The 16512-nt window shown below is 60.6% G+C and carries 14 protein-coding genes and 1 pseudogene; 8 read left to right on the top strand and 7 right to left on the bottom strand.

Translation table 11 applies throughout. From position 1 onward, the window contains the following. Nucleotides 1-145: 145 nt before the first annotated feature. Nucleotides 146-949, bottom strand: a complete 804-nt coding sequence (locus DDD63_RS11140; RefSeq protein ID WP_108716434.1) for a MerR family transcriptional regulator — start codon at nucleotides 947-949, stop codon at nucleotides 146-148. A gap of 402 nt (nucleotides 950-1351) precedes the next feature. On the opposite strand from DDD63_RS11140, the gene DDD63_RS11135 reads away from it, so the two are divergent. After that, a complete protein-coding gene (locus DDD63_RS11135; RefSeq protein WP_240611275.1) occupies nucleotides 1352-2335 on the top strand; it encodes a histidinol-phosphate transaminase in 984 nt (327 codons plus the stop codon). Nucleotides 2336-2955: 620 nt separating this feature from the next. Here DDD63_RS11135 and DDD63_RS11125 read toward each other — a convergent pair. Together DDD63_RS11125 and DDD63_RS11120 are read right to left on the bottom strand one after the other, a co-directional pair. Beyond that, nucleotides 2956-3771, bottom strand: coding sequence for a YwiC-like family protein (locus DDD63_RS11125; protein WP_108716432.1), 816 nt, complete (start codon nucleotides 3769-3771; stop codon nucleotides 2956-2958). An 80-nt stretch (nucleotides 3772-3851) separates the two neighbouring features. After that, nucleotides 3852-4727, bottom strand: a complete 876-nt coding sequence (locus DDD63_RS11120; protein WP_108716431.1) for a hypothetical protein — start codon at nucleotides 4725-4727, stop codon at nucleotides 3852-3854. A 1052-nt stretch (nucleotides 4728-5779) separates the two neighbouring features. Between DDD63_RS11120 and DDD63_RS11115 the strand changes: the two genes are divergently transcribed. The 7 genes from DDD63_RS11115 to DDD63_RS11085 are packed head-to-tail and all read left to right on the top strand — an operon-like array spanning nucleotide 5780 to nucleotide 11943. Next, entirely contained in the window at nucleotides 5780-6853 is a 1074-nt protein-coding gene (locus tag DDD63_RS11115; protein ID WP_240611274.1) for a MoxR family ATPase, read from the top strand. A gap of 47 nt (nucleotides 6854-6900) precedes the next feature. Beyond that, on the top strand, nucleotides 6901-7815 hold the full coding sequence (locus DDD63_RS11110; protein ID WP_125482528.1) for a DUF58 domain-containing protein: 915 nt from the start codon (nucleotides 6901-6903) through the stop codon (nucleotides 7813-7815). Beyond that, nucleotides 7802-8245 (top strand): hypothetical protein, encoded by a 444-nt coding sequence (locus DDD63_RS11105; RefSeq protein WP_108716429.1) that lies wholly within the window; start codon nucleotides 7802-7804, stop codon nucleotides 8243-8245. Before DDD63_RS11110 ends, DDD63_RS11105 begins: the two co-directional genes overlap by 14 nt. Next, on the top strand, nucleotides 8245-9261 hold the full coding sequence (locus DDD63_RS11100) for a VWA domain-containing protein (protein WP_164505531.1): 1017 nt from the start codon (nucleotides 8245-8247) through the stop codon (nucleotides 9259-9261). The genes DDD63_RS11105 and DDD63_RS11100 overlap by 1 nt, the downstream gene beginning before the upstream one ends. Continuing rightward, nucleotides 9258-10403 carry a VWA domain-containing protein gene (locus tag DDD63_RS11095; protein ID WP_164505530.1) on the top strand — a complete coding sequence of 382 codons (1146 nt, stop codon included), beginning with the start codon at nucleotides 9258-9260 and terminating at the stop codon, nucleotides 10401-10403. The genes DDD63_RS11100 and DDD63_RS11095 overlap by 4 nt, the downstream gene beginning before the upstream one ends. Before the next feature lie 26 nt (nucleotides 10404-10429). Next, nucleotides 10430-11182 carry a hypothetical protein gene (locus tag DDD63_RS11090; protein WP_125482527.1) on the top strand — a complete coding sequence of 251 codons (753 nt, stop codon included), beginning with the start codon at nucleotides 10430-10432 and terminating at the stop codon, nucleotides 11180-11182. Next, on the top strand, nucleotides 11182-11943 hold the full coding sequence (locus DDD63_RS11085; protein ID WP_108716425.1) for a type I 3-dehydroquinate dehydratase: 762 nt from the start codon (nucleotides 11182-11184) through the stop codon (nucleotides 11941-11943). The genes DDD63_RS11090 and DDD63_RS11085 overlap by 1 nt, the downstream gene beginning before the upstream one ends. 406 nt (nucleotides 11944-12349) lie before the next feature. Here DDD63_RS11085 and DDD63_RS13020 read toward each other — a convergent pair whose 3' ends face one another. From DDD63_RS13020 to DDD63_RS11070, 4 genes and pseudogenes are all read right to left on the bottom strand, one after another. Beyond that, complete coding sequence (locus tag DDD63_RS13020; RefSeq protein ID WP_240611504.1) at nucleotides 12350-12511, bottom strand: hypothetical protein; 162 nt, start codon at nucleotides 12509-12511, stop codon at nucleotides 12350-12352. Nucleotides 12512-12915: 404 nt separating this feature from the next. Continuing rightward, a pseudogene (locus DDD63_RS13015) lies at nucleotides 12916-13101 on the bottom strand (NUDIX domain-containing protein); the annotation flags it as partial. 814 nt (nucleotides 13102-13915) lie between these two features. Beyond that, on the bottom strand, nucleotides 13916-14527 hold the full coding sequence (locus DDD63_RS11075; protein WP_108716423.1) for an ATP-binding cassette domain-containing protein: 612 nt from the start codon (nucleotides 14525-14527) through the stop codon (nucleotides 13916-13918). Nucleotides 14528-14545: 18 nt separating this feature from the next. Next, on the bottom strand, nucleotides 14546-16450 hold the full coding sequence (locus tag DDD63_RS11070) for a DUF6619 domain-containing protein (protein WP_108716422.1): 1905 nt from the start codon (nucleotides 16448-16450) through the stop codon (nucleotides 14546-14548). Between the last annotated feature and the right edge of the window lie 62 nt (nucleotides 16451-16512).

The raw sequence follows: 16512 nt of genomic DNA, 5'->3' as shown, positions 1-16512 counted from the left end.
GCTGCGACCGCATCTCGCGCTACCGCCGCGCCTCGCGCTACCGCCGCGCCTCGCGCCATTGGTGCGTCTTGCGCTACCGCCGCCTCTTGCGCCACTACCGCATCTCGCGCTGCTACCGCCCCTTGCGCTATGCCAAACGCAATCTTCACTCCCACTGCGCGTTGGCCGGATCAACACCGTTGGCCGCAGCGTTCGCGTCAATGATGTCTTTCAGCCAGGCGGCAAGCCCAGGGGCGACCGCCTCGTAATGCTCCCGGAAACGCGGGTCTTCCACATATCCACGAGCAATCAACACCTGTTTGGCGTGGCTGGCTTCGAACCACTTCCCAATGAGGGTGCGGTGCCGCTCGGCCAACTCCGACGCTGCGGCGGAACCCGGCGTCACACCTGCTGCCATGGCCGCAGCAGCATCGCGCTCGAAGGCATCCGTCTCGTCGCGTACTTGGCGCCAGTCGTCTGCCGACATCGTCGCCTTGTATGCCTCGGCTGCAGCCCATTCCGGGGTCTGCCCCCAACGCTCCTCCGCCTCGCTCTGCCAGGCAGGGTCCCAATTCTGGCCGAGAATATCGCGCTGCTGGTCGGGTGTCAGATTCATGTTGTTGTCCTCCGCTTTCATGAGTCGTTCCACTGCACGAACCATCTCGTGCAGATGAGAGATGCGCTGGAGGAGTAGCTCGCGTTGCTGTGCCAGATGATCGGTTGTGTCCGTGCCTGGATCGTCGAGAATCTCGGCGATCCGGGCCAGGGGCATTCCCGTCTCCCGGTACAGGCATACGCGGTAGACGCGGGCGACGTCGTCTGCGGAATACAGCCGGTACCCGGACCACGAACGGAAGCTTGGGCGAACGACGCCCAGTTCATCCCAGTGGTGCAGTGTCCGCACGCTGATTCCGACCAATGCCGCAACCTGGCCCACCGTAAGTTCGTCCATACCTGCATCATCTCTCATGACTCCACTGTCATGCCTCCCGCCGCGTGAGGGTCAAGCCCAATGGGGCGGAGTTTTGAAGCGCGGCGGCCAGTGTGATCACTTGCTGAGCGCCAGCGGTTACTAGTCGAGCCGTGAGCGGCTACCTACTCACCCGTCAACAGCTACCCGCTCAGTCGCCGCCGCCGACTACCCGCTCAGTCGCCGCCGGCTACCTGCCCACCCGCCAGCGGCTTCATCCAGCGCTGCTCGCTAGCGGTCGCTCGCCCAGCATCCGGCCGGTTCGGCGGCGGACGGCACACCACGGCACACTAGTGATATGGATAACGCGGATAATGTGAGTCAGAGCTGGTTTCGGCCCGAGGTTTTGAGCCTGCCCGCATACGTCCCGGGGAAAAAGGGCAGGATACGGACATCGTCAAGTTGGCCTCCAATGAGACACCATTTCCTGCACTGCCACAGGTACAAGCCGCCGTCTTGGGCGCGCTCGGTGGCCTGAACCGCTATCCCGACATGTTCGCCGCCGACCTCGTCGCCGATATTGGCCGCTTCCACGAATGGCCCGACGACGGCGTCGTCGTCGGAAACGGCTCTACTACCCTGATTGAAAAGGTGCTCCAGGCCGTGGTGACCCCGAGTGGCGAAGTGATTATGGCCTGGCGGTCATTTGAGGCGTACCCGATTGCTGTGCAGGCAGTCGGCGGAGTGTGCGTACAGGTGCCGCTCACCCGCGACGGCGGCCATGACCTGCGGGCCATCGCCAGGGCCGTCACCCCGCGTACCCGCGCCATTTTGCTCTGCTCGCCGAATAATCCGACCGGAGTCAGTATCACCCATGCCGAACTTGCGGCGTTCCTCGACGAGGTGCCGGACAGCATCCCGGTGCTGCTCGATGAGGCGTATATAGATTTCGTTGAGATGGACGACGCCATCGACTCCCGCGCGCTACTCCCGCAACACCGCAACCTCATTGTGCTGCGCACCTTCTCCAAAGCGTACGGGCTGGCGGGACTGCGGTGCGGCTATGCGCTGTGCAGTGTGGATATGGCCACGGGGCTGCGCGCTGTTCTCACGCCCTTCGGCGTGAACTCTCTGGTGCAGATCGCTGCACGCGCCGCTCTCAATTCCCGGCCGGACGTTATCGCGCGTGTTGCGACCATCAAGGCGGAGAGGGAGCGGCTACTTGCTGCTGTTGCGGCGCAGGGGTGGGATATCCCGCGCTCGCAGTCCAACTTCCTCTGGTTTGAGTTCAGCGACCACAGTCTACGTTTCGAGCAGCTGTGCAACGAGGAGAAAATCGTTGTGCGGCGTTTCGGCGACGAAGGCGTGCGCGTCTCGATCGCCGAACCATCCGGGTCTGTGCGCCTGTTGCGCGCGTTGGAACGCTTTCGCGCCGAGCGCGGATGAGGCGTTTGCGCGGGCGAATGTGGCTGGCGCACTTTCCAAACGCTTTCGCGCCGAATGTGGGTGAGGCGTGTGCGCGAGCCCGTGTGCATCCCTTTTGGTGCGGCGGCCGGACGAGTAGTTCTCAGCGGTCGTGAGGCTGAGAAGCGACACTCCCATGGTCGTCACGTGGCTGAGCCGTCGGCAACGGTGGCTGGTTCGTGTGACGCCGCGGCGGTGTCAAAATCCCGTCCAAACGGCGCCAATCTGGATTGATTCATTTTAAAGAACGGCGGAATCATGCGGATTTCGGCGTCTGTCAAACCCGGGCGCTCTTCGTTTGGACGGGATTTGGACACCGTCGGCTCGGTGGTCGGCTCGGTGGTCGGCGACTGTGCCTGACTCCGTGGCGCCAACGCGTGGGATGTTGCCAGCACCCGCACTCGACAGTCCTCATCCGGCACTCGTGTGCCGCTGGCGAGTTAGCCACGCCCGCTCCTCTCGCCAGCTTCACCTCACTCCGTCCGCGGTGCCACTTAACTAGACACGCCCCATTTGACGAGCCAACCGGGCTCATCAGGCCAGCTATGTCACTCGGCCAGCAGCCACGCCCGCTCCACTCGCCAGTGCCCCCACTCAGCCACCTAACTGGCCAGCAAACTGACGGCGACCAGGAGAACCGAGAGCACTTCGCCCAGCCCGATCACCTTGACTGATATCGGATGTCCGCGCAGACCGGCGAGTGGTACGGCGGTGGCCCTTATCGTCAAAAGTAACCACACCCCGGCATGCCACCATGTGATGTGAAGGCTGCTATTGGCGATGGCCGCTGCCAGAGCCGCCGCACCACACCACACCGCATGCCAGGCAATGGACGCCACGAGGTAGCGGCGTGATCCCCGCTCCCGCACATTCGTCTTCACATACAGAATCGTGCCCGTGAAATACGCCCAGACAAACGCCGTCATTGCCCAGATATGCGGGGCTGTGCCGTGCCAGCTGTGTCCCGCCAGGTGATGCCAACCGTGCCCAGTCAAGGCGGCGTCGTAACAGACTGGAAGCATCAGACTGGCCGCGAGAACGGTGTCGACGCCGTTGGCGAGGGAGCGTTCACTGCGCCGCCACGCGGCCCACGCGGCGGCAGCCACCAGCGGTAGAAACAGCGGCACCCACCGTAGCAGGTAGGGGGCTGCAGCAGCGGTGGCAAGGCTGAGTAAGGCAACAGCGATCCCATAGGCGCGCACCGGCGGCCAATAGCGTGGCCGCATTCGCGAGCGTAGCCATACGCTCGCGGCGTAGAACAGGAAGTACCCAGACCACCACAGCGCAAGTAAAAGAACGTGGATCGCACGCCAACCTCCCGCGATAATGCCGAGGAGAGGCGGCACGGTGATCATGGGCCAGGCGCCGTGGTACTGCGGAATCCAGCCGGAATTGCGGGAGAGACGACGAAGGAGCATCGAGTGAAGTTCTAATTATGAAACTGTTAGGAGCACTCAAGCGCCTCGTGGCTACCGAAGAAACCGAAGCACGCGGCGCCTCAGAAAGTACGGTCTGCTGCTCGACGCAACTGGAATCCATGGCCCGATACTTCACTCCAACAAGTCACTCCCTCCGACTTGGAAATCGAGCAGGCGAAGCCGTTGTGTTTGATTGTTGTGTCGTAGTCAAGGGTCACCGACGTGTTGAGCTCGGAGTTGCAATCTGCGGTGACGTCGCCAATGCTTTCGACATGATAAGTGGCTGTCTTTCCCTCGCACCCGTCGGGAGAAGGATAGTCGTACACGTAGATTGAGCAGGAGACGTTGTCATCGGCGATAATGCAGCGGATGTTGTTCGCTGGTGTCGTGAACTCGCTTGCCTCAATGGCGTCGTCGGGAGCCGGTGAAGCGGGGGTGATCCAGGAGGTCTTCTCTGCCTCTTCAACCAGTTCGCTCGGGTTGTCAGTGTTAATTAGCAGGTAGCGCAGGTCAATCGCGTACTCGGTGTCGCAGGACGCACCGACTTTGCTGAGTGCATCACTGATAGTGGTGGAGGCGCTTTCCCCGGCATTCTCTGAAGCCTCGGCAAAAGAAATGAAAACTTCGGCGTCGTCGCTGGGGTCAGAACACGTCGGATTCTCCACGAGGCTAGTCAGTTCTGCGCGGGTGCCAAACAATTCAGAGTCATCATCCGAGAGGGGCGAGGTGGAGGGTTCGGCAGTGGACTCTGCCACTTCGGCGCCTGTGTGTCCACCAGGATTGGCGGCCTGTTGACCGGCACGTATCACCTTGATGTAGAACACGGACATCACGACGACGAGGAGAACGACCGCAGCGAACACAAGGAAATAGAACGGCCTGCGCGAAACCGACTCGCTTGGTGCGGCCTCGCGTTCAGGTTCGAAATTCTGCCCTATCCAGTCTCCAGTTGTCATGCCTCTAGCTGTCGCCTTCACTATATGTACGTATATTCCTCGCCGGATCTCCGAGTGTTCCGCACGGTGACTGCGCGCCGCGCGTTCCGGCTATTGACCGCCCGGACCCGGAATCCGGCGACGGTGCATTTCACGCTAGCGGAAGAGGGGGCCGCCCGGCTAGCGTTTTCGGGCTTCACTGGCGAATAGCAACAAAAGTGTTATATACGGCGTGAGCGAGGTGACAGTGTTCTGCTCCTCTGTATTTTCGCGTGGCTCGACCTTCGAACGGCGCTGCGATCAGCCCGACGTCGGCGACGCTAGCCACCGGTGGGAGTCGGCGCGGAATCGGCGCGAACTGGTGCCAAGTCGTCTGTGCCGGACGTATTTGAGTCATGCCCTTCGGGCACATGGGAGGCGTGCGTGTTGGACACATCGGAGTCATGCGCGTCGCGTGGTGGGGAGGTGGCATCGAAGCTCTCAGGTCTCTTAGCTGCTGTCAGTGGTTCTGATTGTTCCAGGTTTGGCGCGGATTCGCGAATAGGTCCACCAATCGCGGTGTGACTCCCCGTAGCATGCACTCCCGGCGGAGCGGGATAGCGCGTTCTCCCGTGCCGGACCGACCACCTCGTTGTGAACAAGAACCGCTGCTTTCACCCCGCTGGGGCTGAACGTGGAGCGACCACCCCGCTGGGGCTGAACGTGGAGCGACCACCCCGCTGGGGCTGAAAACGGGCCGCTCCGCCCCGCTGCGTCCAAGGGCGGAGCAGCACTCCGCCGTGCCGGAAGGTGGATCATCCCCATTCCTGCCTGAATTACGAGCGGCGATGTGTCACTATTTGGACACTAACGAATTGAATCTCCCGTTAAACACTCTCAAGCGCAAGCCAAAATACCCTCTGAACTGCGTGAGTATGCTGATATGTGATTTGTCAAGCTGAAAGTATGGGTATCAATACCCATACTCCTGCCTGGAAGGATTCGCGGGCTGCCTTTAGGCTGAGGTACTGGTAAGCGTCCTCGGCAAGCCTTGCTGAATTCACCGTTCGTGGTCTCACATGATGCGCCCGGCAGTGAACTCGCTCGAAGCCGATGCCGAGGCGATCGGTTCGGAGCCGTCTGGCTTCACGAAGGGAGACAAGGTGACCGAGAAACTCGCTGACGGAATGATCACCGATGAGCAGATGGCACGCGTGGGATCACTGCTTGATCGCGTGCGCGAGATTTTCCGCGGCCGGGTTGTGGGTCAGGAGGCGCTATACAACGCGCTTGTAACATCGCTAATGGCGCGTGGTCATGTGCTATTGGAATCTGTTCCTGGGCTCGCAAAGACGACGGCGGCGACGACGCTAGCAGAGGCTTTCTCTGGCACCTTCTCGCGTATCCAGTGCACTCCTGACCTGATGCCGAATGACATCGTCGGCACCCAGATCTATTCCTACGAGTCCGGGCGTTTTACGACTCAGCTCGGGCCGGTCCATGCCAACATGGTGCTGCTTGACGAGATCAATCGTTCGTCGGCGAAGACGCAGTCGGCCATGCTGGAAGCCATGCAGGAGCGCCAGACCTCCATCGGTGGTCGTATCTACCGCCTTCCCGAACCTTTCATGGTGATGGCAACGCAGAACCCGCTTGAAGAAGAGGGCACCTACGTCTTGCCGGAGGCGCAGATGGATCGCTTCCTTATGAAGGAGATCCTGGGCTACCCCGAGCCTAACGAGGAGGTCGATATTCTCACCCGCACGGCGGAGGATTCCTTCGGTCGGCCGGAGGGCGTGGAACCGATCTCAACCGATGACATCCTTTTCCTGCAGTCCATGACGCGCAAGGTGTACGTGGACTCTTCGGTTGCCGCCTACATCGTCGCTATTATCAACACCACGCGCGGCGGCGGCCCACGTCCCATCGCCGATATCGGCCAACGGGTGACAGTTGGTGCCTCGCCGCGTGGCGGCCTTGCACTGATGCAGACGGCTCAGGCGCGTGCACTGCAGGCTGGTCGCAATTACATCATTCCCGACGACGTCAAGGAGCTGCGTTACCCGGTTCTTCGCCATCGCATCGTGCGCACGTATGACGCACTTGCCAGCGGAGTCACCGCCGAATCGATTATCGACTCCGTGTTCAACGTCGTCCCTACGCCGTGAGGTCATCCCATGCCTGACACAGATTCCATTTACCTCCCGCGCCGCCGGTGCGCAGCGAACTACACCGCACCGCGTTGCTGCGTTCTCGGCTGCGGTTGCCCGTTGTCAGAAGGACTGCGGGTATTCTCGACGGCGCACATGCCTCGATTATGGCGGGGCATGGCCACGACTTTGCGGATCTGACCGAATACGAACCCGGCGACGATGTCCGCCGGATCGATTGGCGTATCTCTGCCCGCAATGATCGCCCGATCATCCGCCGTTTTGAACGGGAAACCGACATTCGCACGCAACTGGTGATCGACTCGAGCCGGGCGATGCGCGCCGTGGCGCCGTCCGGTGAACGCAAATGCGACATTGCCATGGAAGGCGCTGATCTTCTGGCTTTTCTCGCCGCGCAACGCGGTGACAGCCTCGGGCTCGTCGTCGGCGATTCCAGCGGCATCGAAACGCACACCGCAAAACACGGCACCGCGCATATGGAACGGTTGCTGCGCGCGGCGGCACGTCGCATCGCGGAATCGCATGGCGAGTCAACGCCTTCCGCGCTGTTGGAACGGGCCTTCGTCGTCTCCCATGTCCGTTCCTTGATGATTCTTGTCACCGACTGCCACTGGCCCGGCCCGGAGGATGAGAACACTATCCAGCGGATACGGGCACGGCATGAGTTGGTCGTTCTCCGAGTGGTTGATATGCCGATGACGCAGACCACGTTGGGTGCACAAGGCGCACATATCGACGCGTTGTCTGACATCGATATGGATGGCATTACACTGCCGGCCTACCTGCGTGAAGACGAAGCGCTCGCTGCTGCCATCGGCCGTGAAGACGCTCAGCGAGAGGAGCAGGCCGAGGCACTTCTGCGCTGGCACAAGGTACTGCAGGATCCCGTCAGCTCCAGCGCGGACGTGATGCCATCCCTTATTGCCCTGCTACGGAGGCGCCAGTATGCCCGCGGATGACCTTTTCCCTGCCGTGGGACCATCGGGTCCGGTGGTCATACTGTTTCTTGTACTTGTGGCGGTGCTCCTGTCGTGGATCTTCTTCATCCGCTGGCGGAAGAACGAGGCGAATCGGCCCGCTTTCGCCCCCGTACCACGATTGGATAGAGAGCGTTGGGTGGCCAGTGTTCGACACTTGGTGGAGTCGTCACGCGGTGAGGACGTGCGTGCGCAACATTTGGCTCTGGCTCGTCTCATGCGCGATATCACCTCGGAGCGGACCAGGCGGGATATGGCTTCGTGGTCCGTAGGTGATATGGCGCGTTATCCGCAGCTCGTCCCCGTCTCTCGGCTCATCGGCTCCTGGGAGGAACCGAGTTTCGCGCCCGAATCTGACGCCACAATTGACGCGTCAGCCCGCCAGGCAATCGAGGTGATTACACGATGGTAATGCCTTGGCTGATTCCGGTAGTGCTCGGAGTAGCTGCGCTCGTCGGCGTCGTGGCGTGGCAGCGGCACGCGGATAAACAGCAGCGCTCCGTCAAAGTGGCTCACACACTCTCCGCGCGCTCCAGTGAGTTGTTCCGTACGCGTTTACGGCGCTATCGGGCGGGAATTGTGGCTGCCCTCGCATGCGCTGCACTGGTCACTCTTTCCTCCTCCGTCGTCGCCGCCCGCCCTAGTTCAGCGGAAGTGCTGCAGCGAAATATGGCCTCGCGCGACATCGTCTTATGCCTGGATATCTCGGGCTCCGTGATCCAGTTCGACTCGCAGGTTGTGGAGGCGTTTTCCGAGATCGTGGATTCCTTCGAGGGGGAACGCGTGGCCTTGGTGATTTTCAATTCGTCGGCGCGCACAGTTTTCCCGCTTACGGATGACTACGACATGATTCAGGACCAGCTGGAGATCGCGGCAACCGCGCTCGACGTCGATATTGATCTGAGTACGGGTTACGTCTCAGAAAAAGATGTGGACGAGTACAAAGCATTTGCCGAAGGCACTCTTGTAGATAACTGGTTAGGGTCGTCTCTGGTTGGCGACGGTCTCGTTTCCTGCTCACGTGCCTTTGATTATTCGACGCAGGATCGCTCCCGTACCGTGATCCTGGCAACTGATAACATCGTCGAAGGGTCTGCAATTTTCGAACTGGAGGATGCGGTAGAGATCCTGCAAGACCGTAACATCCGCATCAACGGTTTGTTTATCGATCCGGACCCTGGCTCTTGGCTTACGGAATCGTATGCAGAGGAGATGGAGGAAGCAGTGACATCAGTTGGCGGGAACTTCTTCTACGCCGACGATGCCGATGCAGGCGACCAGATTGTGAAGGACGTGCAAGCTCAGGACGCCGCCGATTTGGAAATCGACGCGGAGACCATTGTGTCTGATCATCCGGGCATATGGCCGGTATTCGCACTCCTTGGAGTGGGCGGAATAATCGGGCTGGGTTGGAGGCTGCGTCTATGAGATTCACATGGTTATGGCCCGCTTTCATTGTGATTCCGGTGCTCATAGGGGGACTGGCGGTGTGCTTCCTCGGTTGGAGGAGGTCGCGCGTACAGGGGCGATCCGCCATTGTGGCATGGGTGCGCCGCGCACTCATGGTTGTGGCAGTTGCACTGTGCGGTGCGGCTCCGGGAGTCGCGGTGCTACCGACAACCGGTGTTGTTCCGGTTGAGGTGTATTTTGTGGTGGACCGTACCGGTTCGATGGCGGCAGAGGACTACAACGGCTCGGAGCAGCGTATGAACGGCGTGAAGTCGGACCTTTTGGAACTGCTTGAGGCTTATCCCAATGCGCGCTATTCGATTATTGCCTTCGACTCGTCGGCGACGACGCAACTGCCGGTAACAACCGATACCAATGCGGTGCGGTCCTGGGTGGATGTGTATGACCGGGAGGTGACTGCAAGCTCGCATGGTTCCAATATGAATCGTCCGGTTGAGAGGCTTGATGAGGTCCTAACTCGCTCCCAAGAAAAGAATCCGGACCATGTGCGCCTGGTCTACCTGTTCTCTGACGGGGAGACCAGAGACGATAGTGTGAACGCGCAACTCGATTACGGCGGCCTCGCGGATAAAATCGACGGTGGAGCCGTACTTGGCTATGGAACCCCCGAAGGCGGTCAGATGAAAGAGATGGAGTATGACGGGACCGAGGGGAATTATATCGAGGACCCCGATAGCAACGAGACTGCTCTTTCTCGGATCGATGAAGAAGCATTGCAGACGATCAGCTCCCAGTTGGGCGTGAACTATGAACATCGCACCGCTCCTGGGGGAGTGGAATCATTGACGGAAGACACCACCGGTTTGGTGGCAGAGGCGCAGGCGCGGCAGGAGAGTTCCATTTACAGTCCGCGTATATGGCCTTTCGGCCTGCTCCTCGCCGTGTTGGCGATGTGGGAGATCGCTGCGCTGGTTCCGCAGGTGCGTAACATGCGCGCGCTGACAGGTATTGAACGGCGCCGGGCGGGTGGCACGCTTGGTGGGTCCGGTGGTCCAGGAGGTGCGGCAACCGCTGCGGGCGGTGCGGCACTTGGCGCCAGTGGCGGGCGGATTAGTGGCCGGCAGTCCACGGCGAAGATGATGCGCGAGGTCCGGCGATGAGCGCGGGAGGTCCGGCCATGAACGGAATGCGTAGAAAGTACTCGGGCCGCGGCTGGCGCGTCGCGGATATTATCATCTTGTCCGTGCTGGTGCTGGCGCTGCTATGGACGAGCCTGATGTGGCTGTTCGCAGCCAGAGGAGGTTCGGCATACGGGAATGAGAACTACGACGGCGCGACGTCGTCGTACCGGAAGGCTGATGGGCTGACGCCGACACTTCTGGGCGAATGGCGTCTGCCCTACTCACGCGGAACAGTATATTTGGCCGACGGCGCGCCGGACACGGGTGTTCCCTACCTGGAGAAGGCCTTGGACTTGGTACCAAAGGCGGAGACGGATGCGTCGGGAATGGTGGTGGACCCGGACCACGTTCCCGAGTGCCAAGTGCGGCGGAATCTCTCCGTTGGTTATGAAATGCAGGGGGATGCGGCGGCTGATTCCGGCGATGCTGAGAGCTCCGCCCAGCTGTACGAGCAGGCGGTGCAGGCACTGCATCCCTGCTACAACGGTGAAGGGAACAGCGACGTCGAGCAACGGCAGGATGACAAGCAACAGGAGCAGCAACAACAGCAAGACCAGGACCCAACAGACGACCCCTCGAAAAACGATCCCGAGCCCACGGAGGAGCCGGATGATGGAGATGACGAACCTTCTCCTGAGCCGACGATGAGCGAGGAGGAAGAGGAATTGCAGAGGCGTAATCAGGAGGGTGAGCAGCAGTACCAGCGTCAGCAGGGCGATGACGATGGTAGCGGCGGATCTGGAGGAGTGAACTGGTGATGGTTCCTGAGTTGCGTCATCCTGGTGCGGCGATCATCGTTCCGGTGTATGACACGACGGGAGCAATGTTCGCTGAACATGCGCGCTCGGCCGAGATGGCAGGAGCGGATGTTGTGGAATGGCGTCTTGATTATCTGGTGGGAAGCCACGCGTCGCGTTCTCTCGCCGATGCGGTGGAGGCCATTCCGGAGGTGCTGGCCACCACGAGGCTCCCGCTCATGTTGACGCTGCGGACTGCCGGCCAGGGCGGTGAGGCCGACATTTCGCCTGGGCATTACGGAGTTATGTTGGCGGAACTGCTGGATATGCTCGTGCATGCCAAGGTTGAGCCGACACGGGTAATGCTGGATGTCGAGTTCTCGAATCCCTCGGCCACCAGTTTGGCGCGGCGCGCCCAAGAACTCGGATTCATGGTCGTGCTTTCGCAGGCAGAGTTGGCGGGCACTCCCGATTGCGACATGCTGGAGATGGAGTTGGAAGAGTTGCTGGAGGTTCCCGGCGTGGTCGCGCATCTTGCGGTAACCGCGCGTGGGGATGAGGATGTGCAACATCTGTTGGAGGCGACGCGCGCCGTCAGGGGGCGCTATGATCGCCCGATCATAGCGGTTGCGATGGGGCCGGAGGGGCTGCGTTCTAAGCGTGAGGGGTACCGTTACGGTTCTGCGGCGGCATGGGCGTCAATCGACTGGGGGCAGGGACTGCTTCCCGGCCAGATCTCGGTGGAAGAGCTACTGCGCGCCTTCGCAGAAGGCGCGCAGTGATTCACGGCCCCGGGATCTGCCTTGACGTGGCGGAAGATGCAGCTTCGGTGAGGGTGTGGACTGACACGGGTCGGCCTGGTTCGGTCAACACGTTGCGAAGAAGTGTCGCCCTTTTCAAGAAGTGGAGCATTTGTCGCGACATTTCTCGCAAATCCCTCCACTTCTTGACGCTTGGACAGGGAGCGGTCCGCCTCTCCATGTGTCGACGGCGACGGCGAGCCCGCCGCTGCCGGTCTGCTTCCCGTCTTCTGCGGCGTGGAAGGAAGGTGGGGCGGGATGGTGGTTCGAGGAAGTTTGCTGGCCAGGGCCGTACTCCCGCAACTCGAACGCGTTGGGATGGTGGTTCGAGGAAGTTTGCCTTCTGAGGTTCAGTTTGCGACGTGATCGCGGAGCGGGTGCTGAAGCATTAGCGAGTCAAGAGCTGCTGCATAGTCGGAATGATCTGCCGGTCACCGGTCAGCCAGCTGAGCGTAGCGACGTCGTCGGCGGTGACCCACCGCAGTTGTAGATGGTCCTTGCCGCGATGAGGGAATTCTCCTGGAGTGATTGTAGCGAGCCATAGGAGCATGACACGGCCTCCAGGTAGCGGCCAAGCGCCGGGCGGGAAGGCGCGGTACGGGATGCTGGCAGGGATTCGTGTCGTCCGAATCCTCTTCGAGAAGCAGGAAACGGGGCGCAGGATGTCGGCATGGGGTGGTGAGGAGTGGTGTTGGTTGTGCGTGTGGGTTCGTGAAGGGTGGTCGGAGCGGTCTCAGTTGTGCGAGAGTGTTCGCCGGTGGGAGGTGATGCGGTGGAGGAATTCGCGGGTGTAGTGGAGTGTGGCGTGAGTGTCGGCTGCATCGTCGCCGACGGTTGCGGTGGCGAGGCCAGCTGTGGAGGTACGGGTGATGCGTCTGGTTCCGGCGACTCAAAAGTGGATGGCGGTGTGTGCGTTGCAGCGGGAGCGACGGGAGGCCCGAGAATAATGCCGCAGCCGAGCTCCTCGCGAATTTCCCGCAGCAGGGCGTTCTCAGGGTTTTCGCTAGACTGGACTTTCCCGCCGGGGAACTCCCATCGCCCCGCGAGCTCCTGGGGGTAGGAGCGCTGCGCGGCGAGGAGCCGCGTGGGCGATTCGAGAGAGTCGACGATGGCAGCGCCGACAATCAGTGCTTTTGCCACAGGGGAATGTTACCGGGTGCTGGTGGCTGTGTATGTGCCGTCTGGTGTTGCTCGGGATTGCTGGGGACTTGAGGTGGTGGCGTATGGTCACCTGGCGGTCGGTCAGCCCGCGATGCCGTTGGGTGCTTGTCGTGATGCTGTATCAGTCATCTGGCAGTTGGTACCTCGCGACGCCACCGGGTGCTTGTGGCGATGCCGCATAAGCCACCTAGCCGTCGTTACCTCGTGACGCCACCGGGTGCTGGTGGTAGCGGTGGCTGTGAGTCCTCTGGTGGCTGGTGCCTTGCGTTGCTACGGGTGCCTCGGGGGCGGCTCGTCGTGTATGGGTTGTGGCGGGTGTATGGGTTGCAGAAAGTGTATAGGGTGCTTGCAAGGGTGAGAAGCGAGCAGGTTGCGTGGCGGATGCAGGTGACTCTTCGGCATCTGCACGCGTTAGGCTGCCCGGAAGCAGTCCGTGGGGCCGATGCGGGGGATGGAGTGACTGGCGCCGCCGGGGCCATTGACGGCGCGCTCGCGTCGACGCGATGCTCGCCGTCGACGCGATACATGGAGGGGCGGGACGCTCCCTGCCCACGCTTCAAGAAGTGGAGGGATTTGCGAGAAGTGTCGCGATAAATCCTCAACTTCTTGAAAAAGGCGACACTTCTTCGCAGCATGCGCCACCACTGGGAAACAGCCTGGTCGTCGGAGAGAATGCCCTGCACCTTCGTGCCTAGAGCCGTGACCGCAGCAGGGTGCTTGCTGCCGGGGCTTGGCGAGCGCGAGATATCGGGACTGAGGACTCGCCGTGATCACCAGTGGTTTCTTTGATGGCTCAGCGGATCTTGTACTCGGTGTCGCACTGCCGGACGAGCCGATTGTCGTGGGTGGCGATAATGACTAAGACGCCGGCATTGGCGCGTTCCCGTAGCAAAGAGCTGACGAGGTTGCGGTTGTCCTCGTCGAGTGATGCGGTGGGTTCGTCGGCGTAGATGACGTCGGCGTGTTTGTACATGGCGCGGGCGACTCCGAGCCGCTGCTTTTCTCCGCCGGAGAGCACTCCCGCGCGAGCGTCTTTTCGCCCGTCCAAGCCGACATGGCGGAGAATATCGTCCGCCTCGCCGCGTGCGAAGCTCTTGAAGGTCGTGTTGTAGGCGACGGTCTCATCTTCCACAATGCCATAGTCCTGGTAGATGAACGCGGCGTGCTGTGCCCAGAAGGCAGTGCGACGCTTGTCGCGCCAGGAGTTCGTTACCTGTCCGTTGATGGTGACCTCACCCGAACTGGGTTGCAGGATAAGCCCAAGGCAGTTCAGCAAGGTGGTCTTGCCGGAACCCGATGGTCCGGTCAGCGCCACCATGTGGCCACCATCCAGATCCAGTTCGATTCCGGTGAAGATCGGCGTTCCATCGATGGTGACGCCGAGGTCTGCGGCTTGAATGTGCATACTGTTTCTCCTTGCGGCTTATGTTGTACGGTTGATGGAGTGGGTGAAGGCGCGTTTCGCATTGGTAGCAAAGGCTAGCTCGATGATGAGCCAACCTAACGCTAGAACGAAGGCGGCGGAGCCGATGAGGTAGAAAGGTTCAGGAAAGCGCAGGAAGCGGCTGAGAATTGTGCCGATAGCGGTGGCGACGACGAGGAGTAGCCCTTCCTTGTGTCGTGGCGCTGCGGTGATCTTGCGGTACGGGATACCAAAGGTATGAGCAGCGAAGATACGGCGTTGCTGGTGGGCGGCCCAGAGCATGGCTCGCTGGGCGACGCCGAAGGCGATAGCACCTACCAAGAGGATGCAGGAAAGGAGGTAGTAGGAGGCTTGTTGGGCGAAGCGCTGTGCTTGTCCGAGTGCAAGATCGGCGATACTTTCAACCTCGGAGACATAGGGTTCAACCACAGTACCGGCCAATAGACTTCGCAACGCGGCCTCGTCGGTAAACACTAGATTGCCGGAGGACAAGGTTGCGCGCAAGAAGTTAACGTCATAGTCCTCTGTTACGTTGTCAGTGACAATGAGCAGAGGATGAGTTGTCTGAATGCTGGAAGAGCCCAGTCCGACGTCGGGTGGAAGGGCGAGCATGGTGCCCGAGTTGAGCTCGAAAAACGGGAGTTTGTGTACAGGTCTTCCAGGATTGAGAAGCAAGGGCATCTGGCCGTCTAAGAACTCGCGTGTGGCAGGCGCGAGACTTCCATAATCTACCCGTTGCAACACGGGCATGGCACCTTCCGGGGAATTGGTGATTGCATGATTGATCCACGCTTGGTCGGTGATGACAATATGATCAAAACCTTCAAGTTCAGCGTCATCTAGTTCTATCCCCTGGTCAATCACGTATGAGGTCATGAGGATGCCGCGTTGGTGGGCTGAGGCCAGAATGTCTTTGAGATTCTGTTCGCCTTCTTCTGTTGACAAGCCAGTGTCCGTTTCGTTCAAGGAGACGCGGACGACTCCTCGCATGGATGCCCATAGAGAGTGTTCGTCGGCGAGGATTTTGGTAGTGACCCAGGCTTGAGCGGTGGAGGGGAGGATTAGCATGGCGGCGCAGATCACAGTACCGGTAAGGAATGTCCCAGTACGCTGGTATCCGCGCAGCGGAATTGCGCGCCGGGCGACCATTTCCACCGTCGGGCGTGCCATGAGCGATAGAAGCAGCGCTACGAGCAGAGTCAGAAGGAAACAAGCCAAGGCGGCGAGTGCGATACGGCCAGCAAGAAGACTGAGATGACCCACCGATAGTTTCAGCGTGAGCCAGACCCCGAATCCGGTAAGGCCGACGGCGAGCCCGCTGCCGATGTCGACGGCGATCTGGCCGAGGTCTCGCGCGTGGATCCGCCAGTTCGGCACTCCGGAGAGCAGGCGGTACGTGCGGGAACGAGCACGGGAGACTTGCCAACTCAACACCGCCACAATAGCTAGTATGAAGGCGGCCATTACTCCGTTGCCAATACCGCTTTGTAATAAGAAGGAGGTCACTGTCAAAAGAGCATTGCGTCGACTGTCCCACTCCAACCGCACACCATTACTCGCTGCCCAATCAGCTAGAGCGTGCCGGAATGTGGTGCTACCTGCGAGAGCGAGTTCACCTTCAAAGGGGCGAGTGCCGAGTTCCGATGTGGAGAGTAAACGACCCGTCTTCCCGTCGAGCCACCGAATAGTCCCTCCATCTTGGACCGGTCCACCCGTTGCCGTGGGTTTCTCCCCGACGTAGATGACATCACGGGTGTTCTCGAAGTCATCGGGATCGGGTGTGGCCAGGTAGAGATTGCCGTGATGAGTAGCCGCGAGATGTTCCAGATCGCTGACAGTCGTGGTCCTTGAGAGACCTCCCTCAAGAGGCTGGAAATACAGTGTGGTATCCGCATTGAAGGGCATGCTGCGTTCTTGGAACTGAGCAGCCTGCCAGACTGAGATACCACAGAACACTGCTAGAAACA

The sequence above is a fragment of the Actinobaculum sp. 313 genome, assembly GCF_003073475.1.
Classification (GTDB): Bacteria; Actinomycetota; Actinomycetes; order Actinomycetales; family Actinomycetaceae; genus Asp313.
This window is presented reverse-complemented; position numbering and strand designations above follow the sequence as displayed.

Excerpts from the sequence above, each read along its gene's own strand:
- DDD63_RS11140 (WP_108716434.1), bottom strand. The coding sequence starts at position 949 with ATGAGAGATGATGCAGGTATGGACGAACTTACGGTGGGCCAGGTTGCG.
- DDD63_RS11125 (WP_108716432.1), bottom strand. The coding sequence starts at position 3,771 with ATGCTCCTTCGTCGTCTCTCCCGCAATTCCGGCTGGATTCCGCAGTAC.
- DDD63_RS11120 (WP_108716431.1), bottom strand. The coding sequence starts at position 4,727 with ATGACAACTGGAGACTGGATAGGGCAGAATTTCGAACCTGAACGCGAG.
- DDD63_RS11105 (WP_108716429.1), top strand. The coding sequence starts at position 7,802 with ATGCCCGCGGATGACCTTTTCCCTGCCGTGGGACCATCGGGTCCGGTG.
- DDD63_RS11100 (WP_164505531.1), top strand. The coding sequence starts at position 8,245 with ATGCCTTGGCTGATTCCGGTAGTGCTCGGAGTAGCTGCGCTCGTCGGC.
- DDD63_RS11095 (WP_164505530.1), top strand. The coding sequence starts at position 9,258 with ATGAGATTCACATGGTTATGGCCCGCTTTCATTGTGATTCCGGTGCTC.
- DDD63_RS11090 (WP_125482527.1), top strand. The coding sequence starts at position 10,430 with ATGCGTAGAAAGTACTCGGGCCGCGGCTGGCGCGTCGCGGATATTATC.
- DDD63_RS11085 (WP_108716425.1), top strand. The coding sequence starts at position 11,182 with ATGGTTCCTGAGTTGCGTCATCCTGGTGCGGCGATCATCGTTCCGGTG.
- DDD63_RS13020 (WP_240611504.1), bottom strand. The coding sequence starts at position 12,511 with ATGCTCCTATGGCTCGCTACAATCACTCCAGGAGAATTCCCTCATCGC.
- DDD63_RS11075 (WP_108716423.1), bottom strand. The coding sequence starts at position 14,527 with ATGCACATTCAAGCCGCAGACCTCGGCGTCACCATCGATGGAACGCCG.
- DDD63_RS11070 (WP_108716422.1), bottom strand. The coding sequence starts at position 16,450 with ATGCCCTTCAATGCGGATACCACACTGTATTTCCAGCCTCTTGAGGGA.